Raw genomic sequence first — 25,900 nt, 5'->3', positions numbered from 1 at the left:
AGGCCGTCTTCAAGGCGGGCTGTAGGACGGCTCGACCGGGATCTGTGACCTTCTCTCCCAAAGTGTCTTCGTTGCGGAGAGGAAACACGCCCATGGCACAAGCCGTCACCGCGCCCCCCGGCGCGGGCGTCCCGGGGAGGGCGGCGGCCCTGCGGGTCCGCGGGCTCGCCAAGACCTACCCGGGCGGCCACCGCGCCCTCGACGGGATCGACTTCGACGTCGCCGCGGGCGAGGTGTTCGCGCTGCTGGGACCGAACGGGGCGGGCAAGTCGACCACCATGAGGATCCTCACCACGCTGTCCCGACCGGACTCCGGCACCGCCGCCATCGGGGGCGTCGAGGTGGACCGCGACCCGCAGGCCGTGCGCCGCATGATCGGATGCGTGGCGCAGCAGTCGGGCGTCGACCCGGCCGGGACCGGGCGGGAGAACCTCACCCTCCAGGGCCGGCTGTACGGGCTGTCCGGGCGCGACCTGGCCGACCGCGTGGACGAGCTGCTGGAGATGACGGGCCTGGCGGGGTTCGCCGACCGCGGCGCCCGCGAATACTCCGGCGGCACCCGGCGGAAGCTGGACATCGCGATGGGCCTGGTGCACCGGCCGCGGGTGCTGTTCCTGGACGAGCCCACCACCGGCCTCGACCCGGAGATCCGGGCGGAGATCTGGCAGCACATCGCCGGGCTGTCCGCCGCCGGGGCGGTGACGATCCTGCTGACCACGCACTATCTGGAGGAGGCCGACCGGCTCGCGGACCGGGTCGCGATCCTGGATCAGGGCCGGCTGATCACACAGGGCACCCCGGCCGAGCTCAAGGGCGCGCTCGACGGCGACGCCATCCTGGTCGAGGTGGTCGATCCGGAGACGGCCGGCGCGGCCCGGCGGATCCTGGAACGGCTCGGCCGGGTCCGCGAGGTGAGCGTGGACGGCTGTACGGTGCGGGCCTGGGTCGACGACGCCGCCGCGGCCGTCCCGCACGTGCTCGCCGCGCTCGCGACGGACGGGGTCGCCGCGGCGTCGGTCGCGGTGACCCGGCCCAGCCTGGACGATGTCTACCTGCGCCACGCGAGTCGGAAGGGGAGCGGCCGATGACCGCGGTGGTGTCACAGTCCTGGTTCATGACGACGCGGCTGCTGCGCGGCACGCTGCGCGAGCCGCTGTTCCTGGTGATCGGCCTGGTGCAGCCGGCGATCTGGCTGCTCATCTTCGGCCAGCTGTTCTACCGGGTGACCGAGCTGCGCGGGTTCGGGGACGGCCGCCCCTACATCGACTACCTCACCCCGGGCGTGATCGTGATGATGGCGCTCACACGCGGCGCCTGGAGCGGCGGCAACGTGCTGGAGGAGCTGGGCTGGGGGGTGCTGGACAGGTTCCTGATCTCGCCGGTCTCCCGGATCGCGCTGATCGCCGGGCATCTGTGCCAGCAGGCGATCACGATCGCGGCGCAGTCGTTGATCGTGCTGGCGCTGGCCCTGGTGTTGGGCGCGCGGTTCCCCGGCGGACCGGCGGGCGCCGCGGTGCTGATGGTCGCGGCGATCCTGATGGTGCTGGCGGTCGGCTCGCTGTCGATATCGTTCGCGTTGATCATCCAGCGCAGCCAGTCGCTCACCGCGGTGATCCAGTTCGTGTTGCTGCCGCTGGTCTTCCTCAGCTCCGCCTTCATGGACCAGAACCTGGCGGCGGACTGGATCCAGGCGGCCGCCCGGGTGAACCCGATCGACTGGGCGGTGGTGGCGGGCCGTTCGGCGCTGGCGGCCGACACCGACTGGGGCCTGGTGCTGATCCGGCTCACATGGCTGGCGGCCCTGGCCGCCGCGTGCGGCCTCGTCGCGGTCCGTTCCTTCCGCTCCTACCAACGCTCGCTCTAAACCGTCCGAGAACGCGGCAGGCCCCGCCCGAGGGGAACGGGCGGGGCCGACGGCCCTTTTGTGCGGAATAGCCGGTGAGGGGTGGGGCCGAGGCGGGTCGCGTGCTGTGCTCGGTCGCGCTCACGAGGCCGCCTCACTTCGCGGCAGCCCGCGCCACACCTGTTCGAGGCCCGCCGCGAGCGGCGTGCGAGCCTGCCAGCCGAGCAGCCGCCGCGCCCTGCGCACGTCGAGGAGCGCGGTCGGATGGTCGAAGCCCCGCCCGGGACGGAGTCGCACGGTCAGCTCCCGCCCGGTCACGTTCCGGATGAGGGTGAGCAGCCGTCCCAGCGAGGTCGCCTCGCCGGCACCGATGTTGAACACGCTGAACGGCAGGTCCGCCGTCTCCGGTCCGAGCTCTGCCATCGCGGTGACCACGTCGTCGATGTACACGTAGTCCCGTGTGGTCTCCACATTGCCGTACAGGTCGAGCGGCCGGTCCTGCGCGGCGGCGTGCAGCCAGTGCGCCACCACGCCGTATCCACGGCGGAGCCGGTGCCCGGGGCCGTAAACGTTCGTCATCCGCAGCACCACACCGGGTACGTGCGCGCCGCGGGACAGCAGGTCGTCCTCCATGGCGAGCTTGGCCTTGGCGTACGCCGACTTCGGTGCGGCGAGCGAGTCCTCCGTGCACGGTGCGGCGTCGCCGGACTCGCAGACCGTCAGGCCCGTGCTGCTCAGCACCACCAGAGGCGGCCGGTCGACCGTCGCCAGCGCGTCCAGCAGTCCGTTGAACATCTCACGGTCGGCCGCCACCCGTTCGGGACGACTCTGGGCTTCGCCGGGGGTGACGCTCGACGCGAGGTGGTAGACGACCTCCGCCTCGCGCAACTCCGGCACCGGGGCGCCGTCGGCGCCGACCAGCGGTGGCGAATCCCGTGTCGCCGCGACGACCTGCGCGCCCTCGGACCGCAACCGTTCACAGAGCGGACGGCCGATGAAACCGCCGGCTCCGACCACCACCACGCGGCGCCGCCCGGCTCGTCGGTTCGGCAGGGACCTCATGGCCTCAACACCACTTCGCCCTCGTCACCCTGCGGCGGTCATTCCTGCTTTTGGAATGGCTTCCAGGCCGCTGCCTCCGGGGAGAATCAAATGCCTTCACAATCATTCCTCTCGTCATCGGCGAACCGCGTCACGTGCGAATTTGCCCCAGAAACACATGATCTGCTCGGCGGCTTGAATTCGCCTCGTGCACGGGTCGGAGGAATTCGGCCCGCTTGCGGCGCCCCACGCGAAAGGCCCCGCCCGATCCGATCGGGCGGGGCCTGCCGCTCTTCCTGTGCGGGGCCGTCAGTGGTCGATGTCGAGGCGGACGCCGTAGTCGCGGAGCCAGGTGTCGAGCTGCAGGACGAGTTCGACGTTCGTCCGCCCGCGCCAGCCCTCGGCGAGGCTGTCCGGGTCGTCCAGCAGGTCCTGCGCGGCCTTCCGGTCGACCAGCCCGGCCGCGGGGGCGTTCGGGTCGTCCAGCAGTTCCGTCAGCTCGGTCCGCAGGATCTTGGCGTAGCCCGGGTCGACGCTCACCGGGAACGGGCTCTTGGGACGTTCGAGCACCGACTGCGGCAACAGGTCGGCGACCGCGGCGCGCAGCAGGCTCTTCTCGCGCCCGTCGAAGGTCTGCATGCGCCACGGCGTGTTGAACGCGTACTGCAGCAGTTCGGGGTCGCAGAACGGCACCCGCGTCTCAAGCCCGACGTACGCGCTCAGCCGCTCGTCGTTGCGGATGAGGGTCTCCGGGTAGCGGGTCAGATGCGTATAGGTGATCTCCCGCATCCGCCGTTCCTGCGGGTCGGTCTCGGCGACGTGCGGCACCTCGGCGAGCGCCTCGTGGAACCGTTCCCGCACGTACCCCGGAATGTCCAGGCGGCGCCGCAGGCCCGCGTCGAGAAGCCCGTTGCCGAGCCCGTCGGCGCAGGCGCGCCGCTGCGCCAGCGCCACCCACGGGAAAGTGTCGGCGTTGGCGAACTCGGGATCCTGGACCCAGGCGGGACCGCCGAACAGAGAGTCGGCCAGCTGGCCGGTCAGGGCGACCGTCGAGTGCTCGGCGGCGGCCCGGTAGAGCAGGTACAGGCCGGTCTGCATGTCGCCGAGCGGGCTCGGCAGATCACGGGCCCGGATCGTCTCCGCCCGCATCACCGGGTCGAGCAGGTCCGCGGTGTCCAGGACGACGTTGGTGTGCTCGGAGCCGACGTGCGCGACCAGGTCGGCGACGTACGGGGCGTCCAGCGACGTGCGGACCTGGTCCGGCTTGAAGTTCTCGGCCAGTCCGGCGTAGTCGACGGTGAAGGTCCGCACCGGGCCGCCGCCCTCGGCGGCCAGCATCCGCGCGGCGATCGCGGTGAGCCCGCTGGAGTCCAGGCCGCCCGACAGCAGCGAGCACACCGGCACGTCGGCCTTCAGCTGGCGGCCGATCGACTCCTCCAGCAGCCCGCGAACGGTGCCGATGGTGGTGTCGAGGTCGTCGGTGTGCTCGCGCGCCTCCAGGCCCCAGTAGCGCTCGGTGGTGAGCCGGCGCTTGCCGATCCGGACCAGGTGCCCGGCCCGCACCTCACGCATACCGCGGAACACCACGGCCCCGGGCGTCCCCGCCTGGGACAGCAGCTCGCGGAAGCCCTCGGTGTCCACCACCGGGTCGACCCACGGATGGGCGAGGACGGCTTTGGGCTCGGAGGCGAACAGGACTCCGGTGGGAGTCGGGTGGTAGATGAGCGGCTTGGCGCCGAGCTGGTCCCGGGCCAGCAACAGCTCCTCGGTGCGCGCGTCCCACACCGCGTAGGCGAAGATGCCGTTCAGCCGTGCCGGGAGGCCGGTGCCCCACTCCAGGTGACCGCGCAGCAGGACCTCGGTGTCGCTGCGCGTTCGGAACGGATGGCCCAGGGCGAGCAGTTCGGCGCGCAACTCGCGGGCGTTGTAGATCTCCCCGTTGAAGACGACGACGGCGAGCGTGCGCCCGCCCTCCTCGGCACGCATCGGCTGCCGCCCGCCCTCCCGGTCGACGACCGCGAGCCGGCGGTGCCCGAGCGCGACGCGCTCGCTGAGCCACAGCTCCTCCGCGTCGGGGCCGCGGCAGGCCATCGTGGCGGTCATGGTCCGGGTGGTGGCGCCCTCCCGGGTCAGGTCGCGCTCGTAGTCCACCCAGCCGGCCAGTCCGGACATCCGGTCCTCCTCGCTCTCACACGACCCAGCGGCCGTCGGTCATGATCACTCGGTCGGCCATCTCGCCGAGATGCCGCCAGGCCTGTACGCGCCGCGGGGTGACGAACAGGTAGACGCAGCCCGGCACCCGCTCCGGGTCCAGCGGCAGCGCCGCGAGCGCGTCGCGGGTCGCGGCGGGCACGTCACCCGGTGCGGTGATCGCGACCTCCCCGTCCAGCAGCACCACGTCCACGGCCGAGCCGAACGCCAGCCGGACCCGCCCGAGCCGCCGCAGGTTGCGAACGGTCCGCGAGCCCGCCCGGGTCGACAGCGCCACCCGCGTCCCGTCCCACACACAGGCGAGCGGGATCAGGTGCGGCCCGTCCCCGCCGCCGGACGCGACCCACGCGTGCCGGGCGGCGCCGAGCAGTTCGAGTGCGTCCCGCTTGCGGACGTCCGCGGACCGCGGCGGAGCACCGCCGCCTCCCCGCGGCCGCCCCTGCGCAGGCGCCGTCATGACGCCGCCGCAGCAGCAGCGATATTGCCGACGAAGGCCAGCAGGGCGAAGCCGGTGCGGACCAGGTTCCAGCGTCCCCACCGGCGCCGCGGATCCGCCCAGTCGGCCGGCATGGCGTTCTCGTCGAGCGCCTTCACCCGGCGGTTGATGGGCACGTTCTTGGTCTGCGACACCACCGAGACGCCGGCCAGGAACACCGCCGACGCCGCGAACAGCGCGCGTGCCGTGCCGTCGGCGGTGATCGCCAGCACGATGTCGGCGACCGCCGACCCGCCGACCATGATCGGCATCATCGGGTCGTAGGCGCGGCCGACCAGCTTGTGCGCCGCCACGTACTGGCCCGGCGACATCGCCTGCAGCGCGGGCCAGACGCCGACGGCGTGCGTGAACAGCACCCCGGCGGCCAGGCCGGTGCTGACCAGCACGGCCCCGCCGAGCACTTCGGAAACCAAGGTGATCGCTCCTCTGAGACGTCGCTCGCGGTGCCCGCAGTCTCGTCCGCGCGCCTCGAAGAGTGCTTGAGGGCGGTTGGTGGATCGGGGTTTCAAGGGTGTTTCGAGATGCCTTCGAGCAGTCACGGTGACCCTTCGTTGTCGTGGGAGGGGCGAGTGCGCCCGGAGGTATCGAGGGGAGCCGGTTTTCGTGAGCGAGAAACGTCCGACCAAGGTCGCCGTCGGCGAGGTGGCGCCGAACCGCCGCCGCGGCGGCGATCTGAGGGTGCTGCTGAGCCCGCGGACCGCCGGGACCACGTCGGGCTTCATGGGCCGGCTGACGCTGGAGCCCGGCGAGTTCGTCTCGGAGCACTACCACCCGTACTCGGAGGAGTTCCTCTACCTCGTGCGCGGCGAGCTGGTCGTCCGGATGGACGGCGAGCCGGTGCCGATGGAGCCCGGCTCGGCGCTGCTGGTGCCGATCGGCGTCCGGCACCGGGTGGAGAACGCCGGTGCCGGGCCGGCGGAGGCGATCTTCCAGCTGGGGCCGCTGGCGCCCCGGCCGGAGCTCGGCCATGTCGACACCGAGCCGCTGCCGGGCGCCGCGGGACACGGGCAGATCGACGTGGGCGGCCGGGCGTGACCCGCCGCCAGGTCGCCATCACCGGGATCGGCGTGGTCGCGCCCGGCGGCATCGGGCGCAAGGCGTTCTGGAGCCTGCTGACCGACGGCCGGACCGCGACCCGGACGATCTCGCTGTTCGATCCGGCCGGGTTCCGGTCCCGGATCGCCGCCGAGTGCGACTTCGACCCGGCCGCCGAAGGGCTGAGCAGGCGGGAGATCCGGCGCATGGACCGGGCCGCCCAGCTGGCCGTGGTGTCCGCGCGGGAGGCGATCGCCGACAGCGGGCTGGAGGTCGGCGAGCTGGACCCGGCGCGCACCGCCGTCTCGCTGGGCAGCGCGGTGGGCTGCACGATGGGGCTCGAGGACGAGTACGTCGTGGTGAGCGACCAGGGCCGGGACTGGCTGGTCGACCACACCTACGGCGTGCCGCATCTGTACCGGCATCTGGTGCCCAGCTCGCTTGCCACCGAGGTCGCCTGGGTGTGCGGGGCGGAGGGGCCGGTCGCGCTGATCTCCACGGGTTGCACGTCGGGGCTGGACGCCGTCGGCCACGGCGCCCGCGTGGTCGCCGAGGGCGGCGCGGACGTGGCGCTCGCCGGCGCGACCGACGCCCCCATCTCCCCGATCACCGTCGCGTGCTTCGACGCGATCCGGGCCACCTCGCCGAACAACGACGACCCCGCGCACGCGTCCCGGCCGTTCGATCGGGAGCGCAACGGGTTCGTGCTGGGCGAGGGCTCGGCGGTGTTCGTGCTGGAGGAGCTGGAGCACGCGCGGCGCCGCGGCGCGCACGTCTACTGCGAGGTCGCCGGGTACGCCACGCGCGGCAACGCGTATCACATGACCGGTCTCAAGCCGGACGGGCGCGAGATGGCGGAGTCCATCCGCGTGGCCATGGCCGCCGCCCGGGTGGGACCGGACGACATCGACTACATCAACGCGCACGGGTCGGGCACCAAGCAGAACGACCGGCACGAGACCGCGGCGTTCAAGCGCAGCCTGGGCGCGCGGGCCTACGAGGTGCCGGTGAGCTCCATCAAGTCGATGGTCGGCCACTCGCTCGGCGCGATCGGCTCCATCGAGGTCGCGGCCTGCGCGCTGGCGATCGAGCACGGCGTCGTGCCGCCGACCGCGAACCTGCGCAACCGCGACCCGGAGTGCGATCTGGACTACGTGCCGCTGGAGGCGCGCGAGCGGCGGGTCGGCACGGTGCTGAGCGTGGGCAGCGGCTTCGGCGGGTTCCAGACGGCCACGGTGCTCACCGCCCCGGAGCGGAGCGCCGCATGACCCCCGTGGTGACCGGGATGGGGGTGGTGGCGCCGACCGGCATCGGCCACGAGGAGCACTGGGCGGCGACGCTGCGGGGCGAGTCCGCGATCGGCCCGCTGCGCCGCTTCGACGCCTCGTCCTACCCGGTCGCGCTGGGCGGCGAGGTGCCCGGCTTCGACGCGGCGGAGCGCGTCCCCGGACGCCTGATCCCGCAGACCGACCACTGGACGCACCTGGCGCTGGCCGCCACCGACCTGGCGCTCGCCGACGCGGGCGTGGTGCCCGCGGAGTTGCCGGAGTACGAGATGGCGGTGGTGACGGCCAGCTCGTCGGGCGGGGTGGAGTTCGGCCAGCGGGAGATCCAGGCGCTGTGGCGGGACGGCCCCCGCCATGTCGGCGCCTACCAGTCGATCGCCTGGTTCTACGCCGCCGCCACCGGGCAGATCTCGATCCGGCACGGCATGCGCGGTCCCTGCGGGGTCGTGGTGGCCGAGCAGGCCGGGGCGCTGGAGTCGTTCGCGCAGGCCCGCCGGTACCTCGCGGACGGCGCCCGGGTCGTGGTGGCCGGCGGCACCGACGCGCCGTTCAGCCCGTACGGGCTGACCTGCCAGCTCAGCAGCGGGCGGCTCAGCCCGGGCACGGATCCGGCCCGCGCGTACCTGCCCTTCGACGCCGCCGCGGCCGGGTACGTACCGGGCGAGGGCGGCGCGATCCTCATCGTGGAGCCCGCGGCCGCGGCGCGGGCCAGGGGCGCGGGCCAGGGGTACGGGCGGATCGCCGGTTACGCGGCGACGTTCGACCCCCCGCCGGGCTCGCGCCGGCCGCCGACGCTGGGCCGCGCGGTGCGCGCCGCGCTCGCGCAGGCCGAGCTGGCCCCCGCCGATGTGGACGCCGTGTTCGCGGACGCGGCCGGCGTGCCCGGTCTGGACCTGGCGGAGGCTCGGACGCTCGCCGAGGTGTTCGGGCCGCGCGGGGTGCCGGTCACCGCGCCCAAGTCCATGACCGGGCGGCTCTACGCCGGCGGCCCCGCACTGGATGCGGCCACCGCGCTGCTGGCGATCCGGGACGGGGTCATCCCCCCGACGGCCGCCGTCACCGAGGTCCCGGAGCACTACGCGCTCGACCTCGTCCGCGGGGAGCCCAGGACGGCCGGGCTGCGCACCGTCCTGGTCCTGGCCCGCGGCTACGGCGGGTTCAACGCCGCGCTCGTGCTGCGCGGCCCCGACGAAACGACCGAACGGAGCCGATGATGACCCAACGAAATCTCGACGATCTGCGGACGCTGATGCGCGCGTGCGTCGGCGAAGACGACGGGATCGACCTGGACGGCGACATCCAGGACGCCACCTTCACCGACCTGGAGTACGACTCGCTCGCGGTGCTGGAGCTCGCCGCCCGCATCGAGACGGTGTGGGGCGTGCGCATCCCCGACGAGGACGCCGCGGAGTTGGAGACGCCCGGCGCCTTCGTCGACTACGTGAACCGGAACGCGGCGCGGACGGGGGCGGGACGATGACCGGCGACTGGCGGACCGACAACGCGATCGTGATCAATGCGCCGATGGACCTGGTCTGGGACATGACCAACGACGTCGCGTCCTGGCCGGACCTGTTCGACGAGTACGCCGCCGCCGAGATCCTGCACCGCGAGGGCGACACTGTGCGGTTCCGGCTGACCATGCACCCCGACGCGGACGGCAACGCCTGGTCGTGGGTGTCGGAGCGGACCGCGGACAAGGCCGCCCGCAGCGTCCGCGCGCATCGCGTCGAGACCGGCTGGTTCGAGTACATGAACCTGCTGTGGGAGTACCGCGAGGTGCCCGGCGGCGTGGAGCTGCGCTGGCGGCAGGACTTCCGGATGAAGCCCGGCTCGCCGGTCGACCTCGCGGCGATGACCGCTCGGATCAACGCCAACTCCCCCGTCCAGCTCAGGCTGATCAGGAACCGGATCGAGCAGGCCGCGCGGGCGGCGCGGGCGGGCACCGGATGATCGAGCTGCTGCTCCCCGCCGCGGCGCTGGCCAACGGGCTGTGCGCGGGCGTCCTCGTGGGCAGCGTGCTCGGCGTGGTGCCGTACTACCGGACCCTGCCCGAGGACGGCTACATCCGGGCGCACGCGTTCTCCGTCGGCCGGTACGACCCGTTTCAGCCGATCTGCCTGCTGATCACCCTGGTGGCCGACGCGGCCGTGGCGGCGCTGGCCGACGACGCGGCCGCGCGGCTGCTGTGCGCCGCCGCCGCGGTCCTCGCCCTCACCGTGATCGCGGTGACGCTGGCCCGCAACCTGCCGATGAACCGCAGCATCCAGCGGATCGTCCCGGACGCGCCGCCGGACGGCTTCCGGGCACGGGCGTTCCTGCGGCGCTGGGCCAGATGGAACGCGCTGCGCACGGCGCTCGCCGCGCTGGCGCTGCTGATCAACGCCGCGGCCATCGGCGTCCTGCTGTGAGCCGCGGACCGAACCGGAGGGAGGAGCCATGAGCGAGCTGGAGGCCGGTGGCGGCGGGCCGCCGGCGGCGAGTCTGCGCCTGCAGTCCCTGCTGGACGGGATGCGCGTCGCCAAGGTCGTGCAGGTGCTGGCCGAGCTGCAGGTGGCGGACGCGCTGGCCGACGGTCCCCGGCCGGTCGCGGAGATCGCGGCCGAGGTCGGCGCCGACCCGGACGCGCTGTACCGGGTGCTGCGCTGCGCGGCGTCCTTCGGGGTGTTCACCGAGCGCGACGACCGGCGGTTCGGGCTCACCCCGATGGCCGAGCTGCTGCGCACCGGGACCGCCGACAGCCACCGGGACCTGTTCCGCATGGCGGCCGGCGACCTGTGGTGGCGGCCGTACGGCGACCTGCTGGAGACGGTGCGCACCGGGCGGCCCGCGGCCGAGCGGGTCTTCGGCATGCCGTTCTACGACCACCTGCGCGCGGACCCGGCCGCCGCGGACCTGTTCGACCGCGCCATGACCCAGGTCAGCAAGGGGCAGGCGAAGGCCATCCTGTCGCGCCGCTCGTTCGACCGCTTCCGGCGGATCGCCGACATCGGCGGAGGCCACGGCTACTTCCTCGCCCAGGTGCTGAACAGCAGCCCGGGCAGCGCGGGCGTCCTGCTGGACCTCCCGGACGTCGTCGCGGGCGCTCCCCCGGTCCTGGAGAAGCACGGCGTCGCCGACCGCGTCAGGGTCCTGTCCGGCAGCTTCTTCGACGAGCTCCCGAAGGGCTGCGACGCGTACCTGCTCAAGGCCGTCCTCATCAACTGGCCGGACGACCGGGCCGAGCAGATCCTGCGCCGGGTTCGGCAGGCCATCGGGGACGACCCGCACGCCCGCCTGCTGGTCGTCGAGCCGGTGGTGCCGCCAGGGGACGTCCGCGACTACAGCAAGGCGACCGACATCGACATGCTCGCCATCATCGGCGGCCGGCAGCGCACCGTCGCCGAGTGGCGGCGCCTGCTGCGCGCCGGCGGCTTCGACCTGGTGAGCCAGCCCGTCCCCGGCCGGCGCGAGGTGCTGGAGTGCCGCCCCGTCCGATCCCGAACCGCCAGCCCCGTCGAATTCAAGGAGAGCGCATGACCGACAACTCGTTCACCGGCAAGAACGCGCTGGTCACCGGCGGCACCCGCGGCATCGGACGGGCGGTGGCGCTGGCCCTGGCCGGCGCCGGCGCCAACGTGGCGGTCTGCTACCGCGCCGACGCCGAGGCCGCCGCGAAGCTGGAGGCCGAGCTCGCCGGCACCCCGGGCAAGCACCTGGTGCTGCAGGCCGACATCGCCGACGCCGCCCAGGTCCGGACACTGCTGGACGAGGTCGGCGGCCGGTTCGGCGGTCTCGACGTCGTGGTGCACAACGCCGGCCTGATCAGCCATGTGCCGATCGACGACCTGGAGCCGGCGGAGTGGCACCGGATCCTCGACTCCAACCTCACCGGCATGTACCTGGTGGCGCGGGCCTCGCTGGCGCTGCTGCGGGACGGCGGCTCGATCGTCGGCATCGGGTCGAAGGTCGCGCTGGTCGGCATCTCGCAGCGCACGCACTACACCGCCGCCAAGGCCGGGCTGATCGGCTTCGTCCGGTCGCTCAGCAAGGAGCTCGGCCCGCGCGGCATCCGGGTCAACCTGGTCGCCCCCGGCATCACCGAGACCGACCAGGCCGCGCACCTGCCGCCGGAGCAGCGGGAGCGCTACCAGACCATGACCGCGCTCAAGCGGCTCGGGCAGGCCGACGAGGTCGCGGACGTCGTGCTGTTCCTGGCCGGCCCCCAGTCCCGGTACGTCACCGGCGAGACCATCAACGTCGACGGAGGCATGTGACGATGACGCGGCCAGAGCAGGCCGGCGCCGCCTTCCGGGTCATGCTGCGGATGCAGATCGTCCCCGGCAAGGAGCAGGACTTCGAACGGGTCTGGTACTCGATCGGGGACGCGGTCAACTCCAATCCGGCCAACCTCGGGCAGTGGCTGCTGCGCGACACGGTGGAGGACGGCGTCTACTACATCATGAGCGACTGGGTGGACGAGACCCGGTTCCGGGAGTTCGAGCGCAGCGCCGGGCACGTCGAGCACCGCAAGAAGCTGCATCCGTACCGTCTGCACGGGTCCATGGTCGCGATGAACGTCGTGTACGACCTCGGCCGCCGCCCGGTGCCGGAGCCGGGCCGGTGACGGCGATGTCCGGCGCGCGGGTGCGGGTGCTCGTCTACTACGCGGCCCCGGACGCGAAGCCCGATGCCGTGCCCGAGGCGTACTCGCGCGTGTGCGAGGAGCTGCGCGGCACGCCCGGTCTTCTGGGCAGCGAGCTGCTCGGCTCCACGCTCGACACGGGCCGCTTCGCCGTGCTCAGCGAGTGGCGGAGCCTGGCGGAGTTCCGCCGGTGGGAGCAGGGCCCGGCGCACAAGGGGCAGACCGCGGGGCTCCGCGGCTTCCGCGACGATTCCAACGGGCGCGGCTATGACGTGTACCAGGTGATGCAGGCACTCTGACCCCGCACGGTCCGGCCCGGCAGGCGCATCGCCTACCGGGCCGGTTCCGTCTTCGCCACCGGGGTCGCTACCAGGCCAGCGGCAGCGCGACCGGCCGCGCGAAGGCCAGCCCGGCCTGCCAGGAGATGTCGTCCTCCGCCGTCACCAGGTGCAGGCCGGGCAACCGGCGTACCAGCACCTCGAGGACGACCTGCAGCTCCAGCCGGGCGAGCGGCGCGCCGAGGCAGAAGTGGATGCCGTGCCCCAGGCCGATGTGGGGGTTGTCCTCCCGGCGGAGCTCCAGAGTGTCGGGGTCGGTGAACACCTCCGGGTCGCGGTTGGCCGCGTTGAACAGCGGGATCACCGCTTCGCCCTTGCGCACGGTGACGCCGCCGAGCTCGACGTCCTCGACCGCGATGCGAATCGCGCCCGCCCCGCCGCCGATCTGGCCGAACCGCAGCAGCTCCTCCACCGCCGCCGGGATCGCCCCGGGGTCCTTGCGGAGCAGCTCGTATCGCTCACGCTCGCGCAGCAGGTGGAACACCGAGTGCGTGATCGCCGCGGTGGTGGTGTGGTAGCCGGCGGCCAGCAGCGTCATGCCGAACGTGAGCAGCTCCTCCTCGGTGAGCCGGCCCTCGTCGGCATGCGCCCGGCCGAGCGTGCCGAGCAGGTCGCCGGACGCCTCGGCGACCCTGGCCGCGATCAGTTCGGCCAGGTAGGCCCGCAGCCTGCCGACCGAGTCCTTGATCTCGTCGGCGCGGGCGAGGGCGGGCGCACCGATGGTGAGCATGCCGTCGGTCCAGCCCTGGAAGCGCTCCCGGTCCTCCGCGGGCACGCCGAGCAGCTCGCAGATGACGGTGACCGGCAGCGGCAGTGCGAGGTGGGCGATGAGGTCCGCCGGAGGCCCCTGGTCGAGCATCCGGTCCACGTACCCCTCGGTGAGCTCCCGCACGTGCGGGCGCAGCTCCTCGACCCGGCGCGCGGTGAACGCGCGGGACACGATCTTGCGGAGCCGGGTGTGCTCCGGCGGATCCATGATCACCAGGGATTTGGAGCCGCGCTGCAGCGGGATCAGCCGCGGCGCGCCGGGCTCGGTCACCGCCGCCTTGCTGAACCGCCGGTCGGTGCAGACCTGGCGGACGTCGGCGTACCGGGTCGCGACCCAGGCCGCGTGCCCGGTCGGCAGCTGGACCCGGGCGACCGGCTCGGTGTCCCTCAGCTCCGCGTGCTCGCAGGGCGGATGGAACTGGTTCGGCGTACGGAAGGGGAACTTGCGCGGGGCGGCGACGCGATTCACATCCTGCGAAGGGGGCATACGCCGAGCTTTACAGCCCGTCCTCGAAGCGGGCTCGACGTCCGGACGCCACGCCCTAACGGCCTTCGAGCCGGGCACAAGCACTTACTGGCACGCTCTGCGAAGTCAGACGCGAAGTCAGACGCGAAGTCAGGCCGCCCCGCAGCGGGGCCGACACAGGGATGGTGCCATGGACAGGGTTCTGATCGTCGCCCGGATGCGTCCCTCTTCCGAGCAGGAGGTGGCACGGCTGTTCGCCGAGTCCGACGAGCGGACCGAACTGCCCGAGATCGCCGGCACCGTCAGCCGCAGCCTGCTCGCCTACCGGGGCCTCTACTTCCATTTCAGCGAGGTGCGGGAGAGCGCCGGCCGCACCCTCGCCGACATCCACCGGCACCCGGATTTCGGCAAGCTCAGCGAGGCGCTGTCGGAGCACGTCGAGGCCTACGACCCGCGCACCTGGCGGTCGCCCGCCGACGCCATGGCGCGCGAGTTCTACCGCTGGGAGGCGGGGACGGGCGTCGTGACCCGCTGACCGCCCGCATGACGCCTGGCCACACGCCCCCGGCTTTGGACTCCCGTGCCCGAGCGTCACCGTTGTGGCCCCACCCCGAGGAGCCGCAATGGGCAGCGAGAGCCTGCCGAGACTCACCTCCGCCGGCGAGCTCGTCCTGCCCTGCCGGGACGGCGGGACGGTGAGCTTCGACCTGTTCCGCGCCGGCGGGCTTGGCATGGCCGGCGCGGGCGCGGCCAACGCGATGTACGCGCTGCTCGCCGGGCTGCTGTTCGGCGAGTCCTGCCCCGACGTCCACATCGTCGGCGCCGACGAGGACCTCTCCCTGTTCACCGGCCTGCCCATCCGGCGCCTGCGCGTCCCCGGGCCACCTCACCTCACCTCGTTCGCGACGCACGCCGAGGTGCTGCGGGCCCTGCGGACCCGGCGGCCGGCGCACGGGCCTGGAGCCGCACCGCCGTTCCTGATCCTGCTCGCACTCGGGAGGCGGGAGCTGCGCCGCGAGCTGCCCGAGATCCTTACCCCCGGGGATCCCGGCCGGCGCATGGCGGCGATCGTCGTCCCCGCCGCCCCCGTCGGGTACACCTGCACGCTCGACCGGAACGGCGACGTTCTCAAGGCCCACGGGACCGGCCTGGACGCGGAGGCCGGCTCCGCCCTGCTGCGGGGAAGGTTCGCCCAGCTGGAGGTCAACGACATCGCCGACCTCTTCGTCGCCTACCTGGCCGGCATGATCGCCCGTTACGAGATGAGGAGACCGTGGCCGGACTTCCCGCTGTGAGACGGTGCCCTCCTCGGCCGTGCGGGCGGCGCAGAACTCCTCGATGTCGGCCGCCGACGCGACCACCAGGTCCTCGATCCGCCGTTTACCGATCACGTTCCCGCAGCGCCCGCAGATTTCAGCCCTTCAGGCCCGAATGGGCCAAGCCCTCGATGAACTGGCGCTGAGCCAGGACGAACACCACCAGGATCGGCAGGGTCGACATCGTCGCCGCAGCCAGTTGGACGTTCCACATCGGCCCACCGTAGGCGTCCACGAACTGAGTGAGCACCTGCGGCAGGGTGAACATGTCCTTCGAGGACAGGAACACCACGGGCTCCAGGTAGAGGTTCCAGGAGTGCAGGAAGGTGAAGATCGCTACAGCGCCGAGGGCGGGTCTGGCCAGGGGCAGCGCGACCCGGTAGAAGGTCCCGAAGCGGCCGAGGCCGTCCACCCGGGCGGCGTCCTCCAGTTCGTCGGGCAGGCTGATGAAGAACTGCCGCATGATGAAGGTCGCCAGCACGCTCGGCGCTCCCAGCACCGGCACGAGGATCAGCGGCCAGTGCGTGTTGACCATCCCCGCCTTCTGGAACATCTGGAACAGCGGAACGATCGTCACCTCGCTCGGGATCAGCAGCCCTGTCAGGACCACCACGAACAGGACGTTCTGCCCGGGGAACCGGATCCGCGCGAAGGCGTATCCGGCCATCGCCGACACGACCATCGTCCCCGTTGTGACGATCAGCGCGATGTACAGGCTGTTGAAGTACTGCCGCGCGAACGGCTGGAGCTCGAACGCCCGCCGGTACGCCGTGAGATCGAACCGGCTGGGCAGCAGCGACGAGGGGAAGGCGAACACGTCCGCGGCCGGCTGGAACGAGGCGGTGACCATCCACCAGGTCGGGAAGACGAACGGCACGCACAGCAGGCACATCAACCCGTACAGGGACAGTCTCGTTCTAGGACTCATGGAAGACCCACTTCCGCCGCATCCGCCACTGCAGGAAGGTCAGCGCGGCGACGATCGCGAACAGCAGGACCGACAGGGTGGCCCCGTATCCCAAGTGGTGGAACTGGAATGCCTGCTGATACAGGTAGTAGACGAGCACGGTCGTCGACGTCCCCGGCCCGCCCTGGGTGAGCACCGCGATCTGCGCGAACACCTGCAACGACCCCACGACGGTGATGATCGAGGTCAGCAGTACGGTCGGGCTGATCAGCGGCAGGGTGATCCGCCGGAACCGGGTCCACGCCCCCGCCCCGTCCAGCTCGGCGGCCTCGTACAACTGCCGCGGGACGCTCTGGAGCGCCGAGAGGAACAGCACCATGTTGAGCCCGACGTTCTTGAGCACCTGGACGACCACGACCGACACCATCGCGGTCGACTCCCCGCGCAGCCAGTTCGGCCCGGTCATCCCGACCGCGGCGAGCAGTCCGTTGATCCCGCCGTTGGACTGGAGCAGGAACTGCCAGGTGACCGTCCAGGCGACCAGCGAGACCACGACCGGCGAGAAGAACACGGTCCGGAAGATGGTCGTCCCACGCAGCCGCTGGTTGAGCAGCACGGCCAGCGCCAGCGCGAAGGTCAGGTTGAGCACCACGAGCCCGATCGAGAACAGCACGGTCGCGCCGAGCACCGACCGCAGCGACGGGTCGGCCACGAGCTTGCGGTAGTTCTCGCCGCCGGCGAACTCGAACGTCCCGGCCAGCACGTTCCACTCGTGGAGGCTGTACCAGAACACCAGCCCGAGCGGCATGAGCACGAACAGCACCATGCCGATGAGCTGGGGCGCGGCCATCAGATAGCCGACGAGGTTGTCGCGGCGCCGGATCGTCCAGTAGGAGCCCCGGGGGGCGGCCCCCCGGGTCCGCAGCCCGGTCGCGGCCATCACGATCCCAGCAGTGGCTGGATCTTCGTGCAGACCCCGTCGAGCACCGACTTCACGTTCGCGCCGGGCGTCCACATCGGGTCGAGCGCCGCCCGGACGGTCTGCGCCAGCTCTGCCTGCCCGGTGTGGCTCGGCTTGACGACGCCCTTGCCGATCCCCGCCACGACGACCTTCTCGAGCTGGTCGGGCTTGAGATGCGGGTTGCTCTTGGCCAGGGTCTCGGCGTTGAGCTGCGAGGAGCGCGGCGGCGGGAAGTAAGCCGCGAGCTTGGCCGAATTGGCCTGGTTGGTGAAGAAGGCAAGGAAGTCGGCGGCCGCGGCGGCGTTCTTGGACTTCTTCAGCACGCCGAGCCCGCCCTGGCCGATCACGAAGTAATCTCCCTTCGGCCCGGACGGCAGCGGAACCAGGTCCCAGCCGAACTTCACGTCCTTCAGCAGTGACGCACGGGAGATCTGGGTGATCGTCATGGCGGCGTCGCCGGTGAAGAAGTCGACCGTGGTGCCGGGGCCTGGCACCGCCTTGTCGGTGAAGATCGCCTTGTGCAGGAAGGTCATCGCCTCGGTCATCTCCGGGCTGTTGAACCCGCAGGTCTTCCCGTCCTCGCTCCAGGGCCTGGCGCCCCAGCCCGTCCAGACCGAGGCGAGGTTGTCCCAGTTCTTGTAGTCGAAGTCGCGGATGACCAGCCCGTTGCCGCCCTTCGCGGCGACGGCGGCGTTGACGGCCTCGACCTTGTCCCAGGTCCACTCGCCCGACTTGATCAGCTTCTGCGGGGACTTCTGCCCCGCCTTCTTGAGCGCGTCGGTGTTGACGAACACGCCGAACGGCGAGGTGGAGAACGGGTAGGCGTACAGCTCCCCGTCCTTCTCCCACAGCTTCGTCGTGGACGGCACCAGCTCCGCGCCGTTCTCGACCTTCGACTTGAGCGGGGCGAGCGCGCCGGACGCCACGAAGTCGGGTGCCGAGCTCTCCAGGATCCAGGCCAGGTCGGGGGCGTTCCCCCCGGCCAGCTGAGTGGTCAGGGTGGTGGTGTAGGACTCGACCGGGATCGGATCGAACTTGATCTCGGTGATGTCCGGGTGGGTCTTCTTGTAGTCGGTGGCGATGTCGTTGAAGAGCTTCAGGTGGGCGTCGTTGGAGGTCCAGATCGTCATGCGCAGCGCGTGCGGGTCCTTGTCGTTCGAGGAGCCGCCGCACGCGGTGGTGGTGGCGAGCAGCGCCGCGACGGCGGCGAGGGCGCGGAGTTTCATGGGGTGGGGGTCTCCTCAGTATCCGACGATCTCGGGCCAGCGCAGGCTGACGCCGTCCCGGGTGAGGCGGTGCTGGAAGTCGGTCAGGAGGGTCTCGTCCTCCCGGACGGCGTGCGGCGTGGTGGCATGGTCCAGGCAGAACGCGGCGAGCGCGCCCGCGGCCTCTCCCGCGTTCCACTCGACCGGATGCAGGCGGTAGGCGCCGTTGGTGATGTGGGTGGTGCCGATGTTCTTGCTCGCGGGCAGCAGGTTGGCGACGCGCCGCGGGATCAGCGCGCCGAGCGGGATCTCGAACGGCGAGCAGGCGACGTCGAGGTAGTTGTCGCCACCGGTCGAGGGGTGCAGATCGATCCGGTACATCCCGATGCCGACGGAGTCGGGGTAGGAGACCGCGCCCTTGTCGCCGCGCACCGCCACCGACAGGTCCTGTTCGGTGACGGTGTACAGCGCCCTGATCCGGCGCGACTCCCTGATGTAGGGGGCCTGGGCGAGGCCGTCGGTGGAGCCGGTGACATCGCCGCGCAGCCGCAACCCCGGGTAGCCGGTGCCGCCGTCGTGGCGGGGCGCCTCGGTCTGCATCCAGTACAGGACCGACTTCGACAGTTCGCGGGCCGCGGCCAGGTGCCCGGCCGCGTCGGGGACGTCGAAGGCCGGCCCCTCCAGGTAGTCGATCATGGGCCAGTTCACCAGCGTGATATCGCTGGCGTAGGTGCCGGGCAAGAAGTTCCGGCGGGCGGCGATCCGGCGGAATGTCCACAGATCGCCGTCGCCGGGGCTGATCCGCTGGTCGGCCAGGACGGCGAGTGGGTCATCGTCCGGGTTGGGCGTGAAGGAACGCTCCATGACCTCGAGCGTGCGCGGGTTCGGGCAGCGCCAGGACAGGAGCTTGTCGCCCCAGAAGGACGGCTGGTAGTCGCGCCAGAAATCGTAGGAGGCGGGGCGGTCGATCGTGTGGTCGCCGTCGAGGTGGTCCATCGCGAAGCACACCGAGACGGCCTGCATGTTGAGCGGCTGGGCCTCGGCGGGAGCGCTCGGCTCACCGGTCTCGGCCTGCGCCTCGAAGCCGGTGACGTACTCGGTGCCGGTCAACGGGAGGAGCTCGCCGGTCTCGGTGGCGTCCAGGATGTAGGCGCCGGTGACGACCACCTCGCCCGCGTCGCCCCCGAGCGTCACGGAGGTGACCCGGTCGCCGTCCACGGTGGCGGCGACCGGCCGGTAGGGCTGGAGCACCCGCAGCAGCCCCGATCCCCGGTAGCAGGCGATCATCGCCTCGATCACCGCCACCGCGACGCGCGGCTCGTGGCACAGCCTGCTGACATGGCCGCCGCCCGGATTGAGCTCGCGGGCCGCCCGCGCCGCCTCGGTGAGCGGGTAGTGCTCGCGGTAGTAGCGCCGGATGCCCTCGCGCAGCGCCCGGTAGGAGGCCGTGACGCCGAAGTTCTCCACCCACGACGGCTCATCCGGCGGCACGGCCTGGCTGGTGAGCTGGCCGCCGAGCCAGTCGAACTCTTCGGACAGGACCACGGTGCGTCCGGCCCGCAGCAGAGCCAGCGCGGCCGCCACGCCGCCCAGCCCGCCGCCGACGACGACCGCGTCCGCATGGATCTCGTGCACGTCAAGCCTTCCGGTTGCGGGGGGCGGCGAGCGTGGTGCCCTCGACGGGCTCGCACGGCAGCAGTTCCTGGGGCATCCCGCCTCGTTCGAGAACGTCCGTCAGCAGCTCGACGGCGCGCCAGCCGATCTCGCGCCGCTGGATGCGGAAGCCGGTGAAGCCGGTGGAGCCGGGACGCCGGTCGGGGGTGCCGAGCACCAGGATCGACAGGTCGTCGGGGATCGAAAGGCCGCGGGCCTGGGCGGCCTCGGCCAGGGCGGTGCCGTCGGCCGGTTCCTCGACGAACACGGCGGTCACGCCTGCGGCGCTCAGCTCGTCCAGGATCCGGCCGTGGCCGCCCGCTTCGACGGGGAGATGGAGGGCTCGGGGGCCGGCGGCGTCGCGGAAGCCGCGCATCCGGTCGGTCCGCGACTCACCGCCCTCGCCCGCCCCGACATAGGCCAGCCTGACGTGGCCGAGCGCCTTGACCCGCTCGACCAGGGCGCGGACCGCGGGCGGATAGTCGACCCCGACATACGGGACGGGCCCGCCCGCGTCGTCGCGCCGGCCGATCGAGATGAAGGGGAAGCCCTCGGCCAGCAGCCGGGCGAGGTCATCGCGGTCGACGGTGCGGCCGAGCAGGACGCAGCCATCGGCCAGTCGGACCCGGCTGTCGGCGTTGAAGATCCGCCGCCGCTCCCCCGAAGCCGCCTTGGCACTGGTGAACAGCAGCAGGTCGCAACCCGCGTCCTCGGCCCGTTCCTCGATCCCGAGCAGGAACGGATGATAGAAGTCGGCGCTCGCCGAGGGGAACACCGCCTCGTAGGTGAACACGCCGATGATCCGGTTGCGCCGCTCGGCGAGCCTGCGCGCGGCGGGATCGGCGATGTAGCCGGTCTCGCGGATCACGCGCAGCACCCGCTCGCGGGTCTCAGGGGAGATGCGCACCTCGGTGTCGGTGCGGTTGTTCAGCACCATCGACACCGTCGTCTGGCTCACGCCGGCCATCCGGGCGATGTCCTGCTACGTCAGGCGCCTGGGAGGGGTCACGGTAGTAGGAGCCCAATCTGGTGATAATGCGCATTGGCACTCGGCGGGCCTCATTCTGAGACGACGTTCCCGCAGCTGTCAAGGGGGCGATTTCCCTGTGGTAATTCGCATTATCAGCTTGACGACTGATCTTGCCGGGATGAGACTTTGCGGCCAGCCGGACCTTACGTCGTCCCCCAGGGCGAGGGTCGCCGCACCACCCCCGAGGAGCTGGCACGGTGTTCGAGCCCAGAGACATCAGCCGTCGCGGTCTGCTGACCGGAGCGGGAGCGGCCGCGCTGCTCACCGCCCTACCCGCGGGCCGCGCCTCCGCCGCGGGCCGGCTGCCCGACCTGGCCGGGCTCGGCCCGATCGCGCGGACCGCCTTCGCGCCGGCGGAGCAGCGTGTCGCGTCCTACCTGGTGTCGCTCGCCCCGATGGTCAACGAGATCTCCGACGCCGACTCCGACCACGGCTTCTTCACCGGCGGCTGGTGGCGGACGCCCGCCAGCGCCACCAACGCCCGAGTGCAGGAGCACGTCCTGACCCTGGCCTGGTTCTACGCCAAGGCCCGTCCCTGGAACCCTTACGCCGGCGATCCGGCGCTACTCGCGGGGCTCGACGCGGCCCTCGGCCACTACCTGGGGCTGCAACACCCCGACGGTACCTGGCCCGAGTACTCCGGCAGCGAGCACTCCCTCGCGGCGACGGGGTTCGCGCTCGGCTACCTCAGCAAGGTCCAGTCGCTGCTGCGGTCGGCGAACGCGCTGCCCGCCCGCCGTACCCGGATCACCGCGGCGCTGCGGACGGCCATGACCTGGCTGCTCGATCCGTCCAACGAGAGCGTCTGGCAGAGCGACCTGACCTTCGCCAACCAGGTCACCGCCGGGCTCGCCGGGTCTGCCCTCGCCCTCAGACAGGACCCGGACGCGGCCCTGCGCTCGCGCCTCACCGCCGCGATCGGCCGGCTGGCCGCCCACGGGCAGAGCCCCGCGGGCTTCTTCTACGAGAAGTCGGGGGCCGACATGAACTACAACTTCGAGGTGATGCTGCCCGAGCTGGCCGATTGCCGGCGGCAGAGCGGCGACTCCCGGCTCGTCACGATGGCATCCGCCTACACAGGCTGGCTCGGCTACAACATGCTGCGCGAGCCCGACGGGTCCGGCTGGATCACCAACATCGGGCCGTCGTCCCGCACCAGCGCCCTGTTCTACAACGACACCAGGCCCGATCCGGAGCGGACCGCGCTGAGCGGGCAGTTCGTCCCGGACGTGCCCGCGCTCGGGGCGTTCCTGTCGGCGCGCGAGGACCTCGCCGCCGCCCGGACGGCCTGGACCGCCGACCCCGAGCCCATCCCTGCCCTCGTCAAACCCGACACCTCGCCGCGCATCATCGCCCACGGGTTCTACGGCGAGCGCTTCGCGACCCGGCGGGCCAAGGACTCCGCGATCGCGCGACTCCCCTACCTGGCGTCAAAGAACTTCACCGAGCACCGCGGCGACCTCGGCCAGGACTTCCTTTTCCTCCGCCGGCGCGACCTCTATCTGGGCGGCTACTTCGGGACGCGCCGGGCCACCACCCATTCCCGCACCGGTTTGACCTTTCTGTGGCACCCGGTCGCAGGAACCGTGATCCAGTCGCTGAACAACAACGACCACGGCTGCTGGGCGACGGTCTTCCCCGGCCAGGTCGCGGACGCCGACGGCCCTCAGCCCGTCGAGTTCCTCGGCGGCTCCCCCTACGCCTTCCGCTTCCACACCCCCACCTCCTCGGTGGTCACCACCGTGACGGCCGCCGACGGGATGCTGACCAGGTCGGTCCGCGCGAACTCGGCAGCCGGTGAGCAGATCCCGCTCGTGCTGCGCGCCTCCGACACCGTCGTCTTCACCAATGGGACGACGGCTCCCTACGGCGGCTCGGTCACGACCACCGCCGACGGCCTGGACCTGCACCGGCGCCGGGGCATCGTCCGGTTCCGGTGGGGCGGACCGCGGACGGTGAGCTTCAGGGCGTCGTCGGTCTACCTGCTGGACGGCGCTCGGCGCACTCACATCCTGCTCGTCCAGCACGACGGGAACCTCAACCTGTCCATCGCGCTCGCCTACTGACCATGCATCCGAACCTGGACCCCGAACTGCGCGAAGCCTTGACCCGGTCGCCCCTGACCCGGGTCGATTACACCTGCCTGTCCCCGGACGAGCTGCGCGACCTGCGGGAGCTGCGGAAGAAGGCCAGCGCACCACCGTTGCCGGACGTGCGGGTGCAGGACAGGGTCGTCCCCGGTTCGGGGATCCGGGTGCGGATCTACCGGCCGCCGGCCGCCGCGCCGGACGCTCCCTGCCTCTACTGGATCCACGGCGGCGGGATGATCCTCGGCTCCCCCGAGTCGGACGACGCCCGGGTGTCGCGGTATGTCGCCGAGACCGGAGCGGTGGCCGTCTCGGTCGACTACCGGCTGGCCCCCGAGCATCCCCACCCGACCCCCGTGGAGGACTGCTACGCCGGGCTCGTCTGGACCTGCGAGAACGCCGCCTCGCTCGGCATCGACGCGTCGCGCCTGGCCGTCGGCGGCATCAGCGCGGGCGGCGGTCTGGCCGCGGGCACCGCCCTGCTCGCCCGCGACCGGGACGGACCTCCCCTGGTCTTCCAACTACTGCTCTGCCCCATGCTCGACGATCGAGACGCCACCCCGTCCAGCGCGGCCTTCGCCGAGGCGATCACCTGGCCGCGCGCCTTCAACGTCTTCGGCTGGTCGGCCCTGCTCGGTGCGGACGCGGGCGGGCCCGACATCCCCATCTACGCGGCCCCCGCCCGCGCCGCCGATCTGTCCGGGCTTCCCCCGGCCTACCTGGACGTCGGCGAGCTGGAGGTCTTCCGCGACGAGTGCGCCGACTACGCCCTGCGGCTGGTGCGCTCCGGTGTCTCCGTCGAGTTTCACCTGTGGCCTGGCGCCTTCCACGGTTTCGACGACGCACCGCTCCCAGGCACCGGACTCGTCCGGCGCGCCCGCGCGGAGCAGGTCGCGGCCTTGCTCCGCGCGTTCGGACGTCACACGGCCGCGTAGTCAGAACCGACTTCGCCCGAAGCCCTGGCTCGAGTCACGCATCAGGCGGTGTCGCCGCCGTCGGCGAGCAGTGTGCTGCCCGTCATGAAGGCCGACATGTCGGATGCGCAGAACAGGACCACACGCGCGATGTCGTCCGGAGAGCCGCCGCGGCCGATCGGGCCGGTCAACATGAGGTCGGTCGGCGGGGGTGTCGTCGTGCGCTCGTGAGACCGCGCACGGCGAACACCTCGTCCCAGGTGTCCTCGTTCATCTCCAGCAGCGGGACGCTCGGGAAAATGCCGGCGTTGTCGACCCAGATGTCCAGGCCGCCGATGTCACCGATCAGCAGGTCGGCACCGGCCTCGGCCAGGCGCGACGCGATCGCCCTGCCCAGCCCGCGACCGCCCCCGGTCACGACCGCGCGCCGCCCCTTCAAGGAAACGATCCGATGCTGAACAACTGTGCAGCATCGCCCTGAGCCGACCGTCAACGTCATGGACTCGCCACCGGCCGCGTCGAGGCATTCGGCCTGATCGAGCGGTGGCCTGTGAAAGGTTGAAAGGCCTGTTCACCGGCTCGGCGGAACGGAGTTACCGTCCAGCGCGACAGCCCCTTCAGATGGCCGGAGGACAGGAGGAAGCGTGAGAACGCGACGAAGAGCGGCCCTTGCCGGGGCCGCGCTCGGCCTGACGATGCCCCTCGGGGCGCTGCTGCCCGCCACGCCCGCGTCCGCGCACGGCGCGACGATGATGCCTGGCAGCCGCACGTACCTGTGCTGGAAGGACGGCCTGAGCCCGACCGGCGAGATCAAGCCGAACAACCCCGCGTGCGCGGCGGCCGTCGCCCAGAGCGGCACCACCTCGCTGTACAACTGGTTCGCCGTCCTGCGCTCGGACGGCGCGGGCCGCACCCGCGGCTTCATCCCAGACGGCAAGGCGTGCAGCGCCGGCGCGGTCGTGTACGACTTCAACGGCTACGACCTCGCCCGCAACGACTGGCCGCTGACCCACCTGACCTCCGGGGCAGACTTCCAGTTCCGCTTCAACAAGTGGGCGGCCCACCCGGGGACGTTCAGGACCTACATCACCAAGGACAGCTGGAGCCCCACCCGGCCGCTCGCCTGGAACGACCTGGAGGACCAGCCGTTCTACAGCGTCACCGACCCGCCGAGTGTCGGCGGGCCCGGCAACGAGTCCTCCTACTACTACTGGAACGCCAAGCTCCCCACCGGTAAGAGCGGGCGCCACCTCATCTACACGGTGTGGCAGCGCTCCGACAGCAACGAGACCTTCTACAACTGCTCCGACGTGGTCTTCGACGGCGGCAAGGGCGAGGTGACCGGCGTGGGCGGCGGCTCCAACCCGCCGACGACGCCCACCCCGCAACCGGGCATGGCCTGCACCGCCGCGTTCCGCACGGTCTCCTCGTGGAACGGCGGTTACCAGGGCGAGGTCAAGGTGACCAACTCCGGTACCGTCCCGCTGAACGGCTGGACGACGCACCTCACGTTCGCGAACGGTGAGACCGTCGACTCCCTGTGGAGCGGGACCTACACGCAGTCCGGTGTCGATGCGACGGTCAAGAACGCGAGCTGGAACGGCGCGCTGGCCACCGGCGCCTCGACCGTGTTCGGGTTCACCGCGAAGTCCGCGGGCTCCGCGACCGCCCCGGCCCCGCACTGCATGGGGTCCTGACCGGACGGGCGACGGCCCCGTG

The 25,900-nt window shown here is 71.8% G+C and carries 29 protein-coding genes; 17 read left to right on the top strand and 12 right to left on the bottom strand.

Going from position 1 to position 25,900, the window contains the following annotated elements; all coding sequences use genetic code 11:
- Positions 1-92: 92 nt before the first annotated feature.
- Both ABD340_RS10480 and ABD340_RS10475 read left to right on the top strand, forming a co-directional pair.
- On the top strand, positions 93-1,088 hold the full coding sequence (locus ABD340_RS10480; protein WP_344588508.1) for an ABC transporter ATP-binding protein: 996 nt from the start codon (positions 93-95) through the stop codon (positions 1,086-1,088).
- Entirely contained in the window at positions 1,085-1,864 is a 780-nt protein-coding gene (locus ABD340_RS10475; protein ID WP_344588507.1) for an ABC transporter permease, read from the top strand. Before ABD340_RS10480 ends, ABD340_RS10475 begins: the two co-directional genes overlap by 4 nt.
- A 120-nt stretch (positions 1,865-1,984) precedes the next feature.
- Here ABD340_RS10475 and ABD340_RS10470 read toward each other — a convergent pair whose 3' ends face one another.
- The 4 genes from ABD340_RS10470 to ABD340_RS10455 form a co-directional block, all read right to left on the bottom strand.
- Entirely contained in the window at positions 1,985-2,905 is a 921-nt protein-coding gene (locus ABD340_RS10470) for an NAD-dependent epimerase/dehydratase family protein (RefSeq protein ID WP_344588506.1), read from the bottom strand.
- A 288-nt stretch (positions 2,906-3,193) separates the two neighbouring features.
- The gene (gene asnB, locus ABD340_RS10465) at positions 3,194-5,056 is read right to left on the bottom strand and encodes an asparagine synthase (glutamine-hydrolyzing) (protein ID WP_344588505.1); all 1,863 of its coding nucleotides are present in this window, start codon (positions 5,054-5,056) and stop codon (positions 3,194-3,196) included.
- Positions 5,057-5,072: 16 nt separating this feature from the next.
- Positions 5,073-5,552, bottom strand: coding sequence for a pyridoxamine 5'-phosphate oxidase family protein (locus ABD340_RS10460; protein ID WP_344588504.1), 480 nt, complete (start codon positions 5,550-5,552; stop codon positions 5,073-5,075).
- Positions 5,549-6,004, bottom strand: a complete 456-nt coding sequence (locus ABD340_RS10455) for an anthrone oxygenase family protein (RefSeq protein WP_344588503.1) — start codon at positions 6,002-6,004, stop codon at positions 5,549-5,551. Before ABD340_RS10455 ends, ABD340_RS10460 begins: the two co-directional genes overlap by 4 nt.
- 190 nt (positions 6,005-6,194) lie before the next feature.
- Between ABD340_RS10455 and ABD340_RS10450 the strand changes: the two genes are divergently transcribed.
- The 10 genes from ABD340_RS10450 to ABD340_RS10405 are packed head-to-tail and all read left to right on the top strand — an operon-like array spanning position 6,195 to position 12,835.
- Positions 6,195-6,626 (top strand): cupin domain-containing protein, encoded by a 432-nt coding sequence (locus tag ABD340_RS10450; RefSeq protein WP_344588502.1) that lies wholly within the window; start codon positions 6,195-6,197, stop codon positions 6,624-6,626.
- The gene (locus ABD340_RS10445; protein ID WP_344588500.1) at positions 6,623-7,894 is read left to right on the top strand and encodes a beta-ketoacyl-[acyl-carrier-protein] synthase family protein; all 1,272 of its coding nucleotides are present in this window, start codon (positions 6,623-6,625) and stop codon (positions 7,892-7,894) included. Before ABD340_RS10450 ends, ABD340_RS10445 begins: the two co-directional genes overlap by 4 nt.
- Positions 7,891-9,126 carry a ketosynthase chain-length factor gene (locus tag ABD340_RS10440; RefSeq protein WP_344588499.1) on the top strand — a complete coding sequence of 412 codons (1,236 nt, stop codon included), beginning with the start codon at positions 7,891-7,893 and terminating at the stop codon, positions 9,124-9,126. Before ABD340_RS10445 ends, ABD340_RS10440 begins: the two co-directional genes overlap by 4 nt.
- The gene (locus tag ABD340_RS10435) at positions 9,126-9,392 is read left to right on the top strand and encodes an acyl carrier protein (protein WP_344588498.1); all 267 of its coding nucleotides are present in this window, start codon (positions 9,126-9,128) and stop codon (positions 9,390-9,392) included. The genes ABD340_RS10440 and ABD340_RS10435 overlap by 1 nt, the downstream gene beginning before the upstream one ends.
- Positions 9,389-9,865 carry an SRPBCC family protein gene (locus ABD340_RS10430; RefSeq protein ID WP_344588497.1) on the top strand — a complete coding sequence of 159 codons (477 nt, stop codon included), beginning with the start codon at positions 9,389-9,391 and terminating at the stop codon, positions 9,863-9,865. Before ABD340_RS10435 ends, ABD340_RS10430 begins: the two co-directional genes overlap by 4 nt.
- A complete protein-coding gene (locus ABD340_RS10425; protein ID WP_344588495.1) occupies positions 9,862-10,323 on the top strand; it encodes an anthrone oxygenase family protein in 462 nt (153 codons plus the stop codon). Before ABD340_RS10430 ends, ABD340_RS10425 begins: the two co-directional genes overlap by 4 nt.
- A gap of 28 nt (positions 10,324-10,351) precedes the next feature.
- Positions 10,352-11,431 (top strand): methyltransferase, encoded by a 1,080-nt coding sequence (locus ABD340_RS10420; protein ID WP_344588494.1) that lies wholly within the window; start codon positions 10,352-10,354, stop codon positions 11,429-11,431.
- Positions 11,428-12,168 (top strand): SDR family oxidoreductase, encoded by a 741-nt coding sequence (locus ABD340_RS10415; RefSeq protein WP_344588493.1) that lies wholly within the window; start codon positions 11,428-11,430, stop codon positions 12,166-12,168. The genes ABD340_RS10420 and ABD340_RS10415 overlap by 4 nt, the downstream gene beginning before the upstream one ends.
- 2 nt (positions 12,169-12,170) lie before the next feature.
- A complete protein-coding gene (locus ABD340_RS10410; RefSeq protein ID WP_344588492.1) occupies positions 12,171-12,518 on the top strand; it encodes an antibiotic biosynthesis monooxygenase family protein in 348 nt (115 codons plus the stop codon).
- A gap of 5 nt (positions 12,519-12,523) precedes the next feature.
- Positions 12,524-12,835, top strand: a complete 312-nt coding sequence (locus ABD340_RS10405) for an antibiotic biosynthesis monooxygenase family protein (protein WP_344588595.1) — start codon at positions 12,524-12,526, stop codon at positions 12,833-12,835.
- Positions 12,836-12,902: 67 nt separating this feature from the next.
- Here the strand turns inward: ABD340_RS10405 and ABD340_RS10400 are convergent, their stop codons facing one another.
- Positions 12,903-14,129 carry a cytochrome P450 gene (locus ABD340_RS10400; protein WP_344588490.1) on the bottom strand — a complete coding sequence of 409 codons (1,227 nt, stop codon included), beginning with the start codon at positions 14,127-14,129 and terminating at the stop codon, positions 12,903-12,905.
- A gap of 169 nt (positions 14,130-14,298) precedes the next feature.
- Between ABD340_RS10400 and ABD340_RS10395 the strand changes: the two genes are divergently transcribed.
- Both ABD340_RS10395 and ABD340_RS10390 read left to right on the top strand, forming a co-directional pair.
- Positions 14,299-14,643 (top strand): TcmI family type II polyketide cyclase, encoded by a 345-nt coding sequence (locus tag ABD340_RS10395; RefSeq protein WP_344588489.1) that lies wholly within the window; start codon positions 14,299-14,301, stop codon positions 14,641-14,643.
- An 88-nt stretch (positions 14,644-14,731) separates the two neighbouring features.
- On the top strand, positions 14,732-15,403 hold the full coding sequence (locus ABD340_RS10390; protein ID WP_344588488.1) for a hypothetical protein: 672 nt from the start codon (positions 14,732-14,734) through the stop codon (positions 15,401-15,403).
- Positions 15,404-15,521: 118 nt separating this feature from the next.
- Here ABD340_RS10390 and ABD340_RS10385 read toward each other — a convergent pair whose 3' ends face one another.
- From ABD340_RS10385 to ABD340_RS10365, 5 genes are read right to left on the bottom strand one after another with little or no spacing between them, the layout of a single operon-like run.
- Entirely contained in the window at positions 15,522-16,352 is an 831-nt protein-coding gene (locus tag ABD340_RS10385) for a carbohydrate ABC transporter permease (RefSeq protein WP_344588487.1), read from the bottom strand.
- The gene (locus ABD340_RS10380; protein ID WP_344588486.1) at positions 16,342-17,271 is read right to left on the bottom strand and encodes a carbohydrate ABC transporter permease; all 930 of its coding nucleotides are present in this window, start codon (positions 17,269-17,271) and stop codon (positions 16,342-16,344) included. Before ABD340_RS10380 ends, ABD340_RS10385 begins: the two co-directional genes overlap by 11 nt.
- On the bottom strand, positions 17,271-18,518 hold the full coding sequence (locus tag ABD340_RS10375; RefSeq protein ID WP_344588485.1) for an ABC transporter substrate-binding protein: 1,248 nt from the start codon (positions 18,516-18,518) through the stop codon (positions 17,271-17,273). Before ABD340_RS10375 ends, ABD340_RS10380 begins: the two co-directional genes overlap by 1 nt.
- A 15-nt stretch (positions 18,519-18,533) precedes the next feature.
- Positions 18,534-20,132, bottom strand: a complete 1,599-nt coding sequence (locus ABD340_RS10370; protein ID WP_344588484.1) for an FAD-dependent oxidoreductase — start codon at positions 20,130-20,132, stop codon at positions 18,534-18,536.
- A gap of 1 nt (position 20,133) precedes the next feature.
- Positions 20,134-21,126, bottom strand: coding sequence for a LacI family DNA-binding transcriptional regulator (locus ABD340_RS10365; RefSeq protein WP_344588594.1), 993 nt, complete (start codon positions 21,124-21,126; stop codon positions 20,134-20,136).
- Positions 21,127-21,377: 251 nt separating this feature from the next.
- Between ABD340_RS10365 and ABD340_RS10360 the strand changes: the two genes are divergently transcribed.
- On the top strand, positions 21,378-23,246 hold the full coding sequence (locus ABD340_RS10360) for a hypothetical protein (protein ID WP_344588483.1): 1,869 nt from the start codon (positions 21,378-21,380) through the stop codon (positions 23,244-23,246).
- Between the two features lie 2 nt (positions 23,247-23,248).
- The gene (locus tag ABD340_RS10355) at positions 23,249-24,202 is read left to right on the top strand and encodes an alpha/beta hydrolase (protein ID WP_344588482.1); all 954 of its coding nucleotides are present in this window, start codon (positions 23,249-23,251) and stop codon (positions 24,200-24,202) included.
- A 41-nt stretch (positions 24,203-24,243) separates the two neighbouring features.
- Here the strand turns inward: ABD340_RS10355 and ABD340_RS10350 are convergent, their stop codons facing one another.
- Together ABD340_RS10350 and ABD340_RS10345 are read right to left on the bottom strand one after the other, a co-directional pair.
- Entirely contained in the window at positions 24,244-24,375 is a 132-nt protein-coding gene (locus tag ABD340_RS10350) for an SDR family oxidoreductase (RefSeq protein WP_344588481.1), read from the bottom strand.
- On the bottom strand, positions 24,369-24,599 hold the full coding sequence (locus ABD340_RS10345; RefSeq protein WP_344588480.1) for a hypothetical protein: 231 nt from the start codon (positions 24,597-24,599) through the stop codon (positions 24,369-24,371). The genes ABD340_RS10350 and ABD340_RS10345 overlap by 7 nt, the downstream gene beginning before the upstream one ends.
- A 226-nt stretch (positions 24,600-24,825) precedes the next feature.
- Here ABD340_RS10345 and ABD340_RS10340 point away from each other — a divergent pair, with 226 nt between their 5' ends.
- The gene (locus ABD340_RS10340) at positions 24,826-25,878 is read left to right on the top strand and encodes a lytic polysaccharide monooxygenase auxiliary activity family 9 protein (protein ID WP_344588478.1); all 1,053 of its coding nucleotides are present in this window, start codon (positions 24,826-24,828) and stop codon (positions 25,876-25,878) included.
- Positions 25,879-25,900: the final 22 nt, after the last annotated feature.

The organism is Actinomadura vinacea, assembly GCF_039532545.1.
Classification (GTDB): Bacteria; Actinomycetota; Actinomycetes; order Streptosporangiales; family Streptosporangiaceae; genus Spirillospora; species Spirillospora vinacea.
The sequence above is the reverse complement of the archived record's forward strand: the minus strand, read 5'-3'. Positions and strand labels throughout refer to the sequence as shown.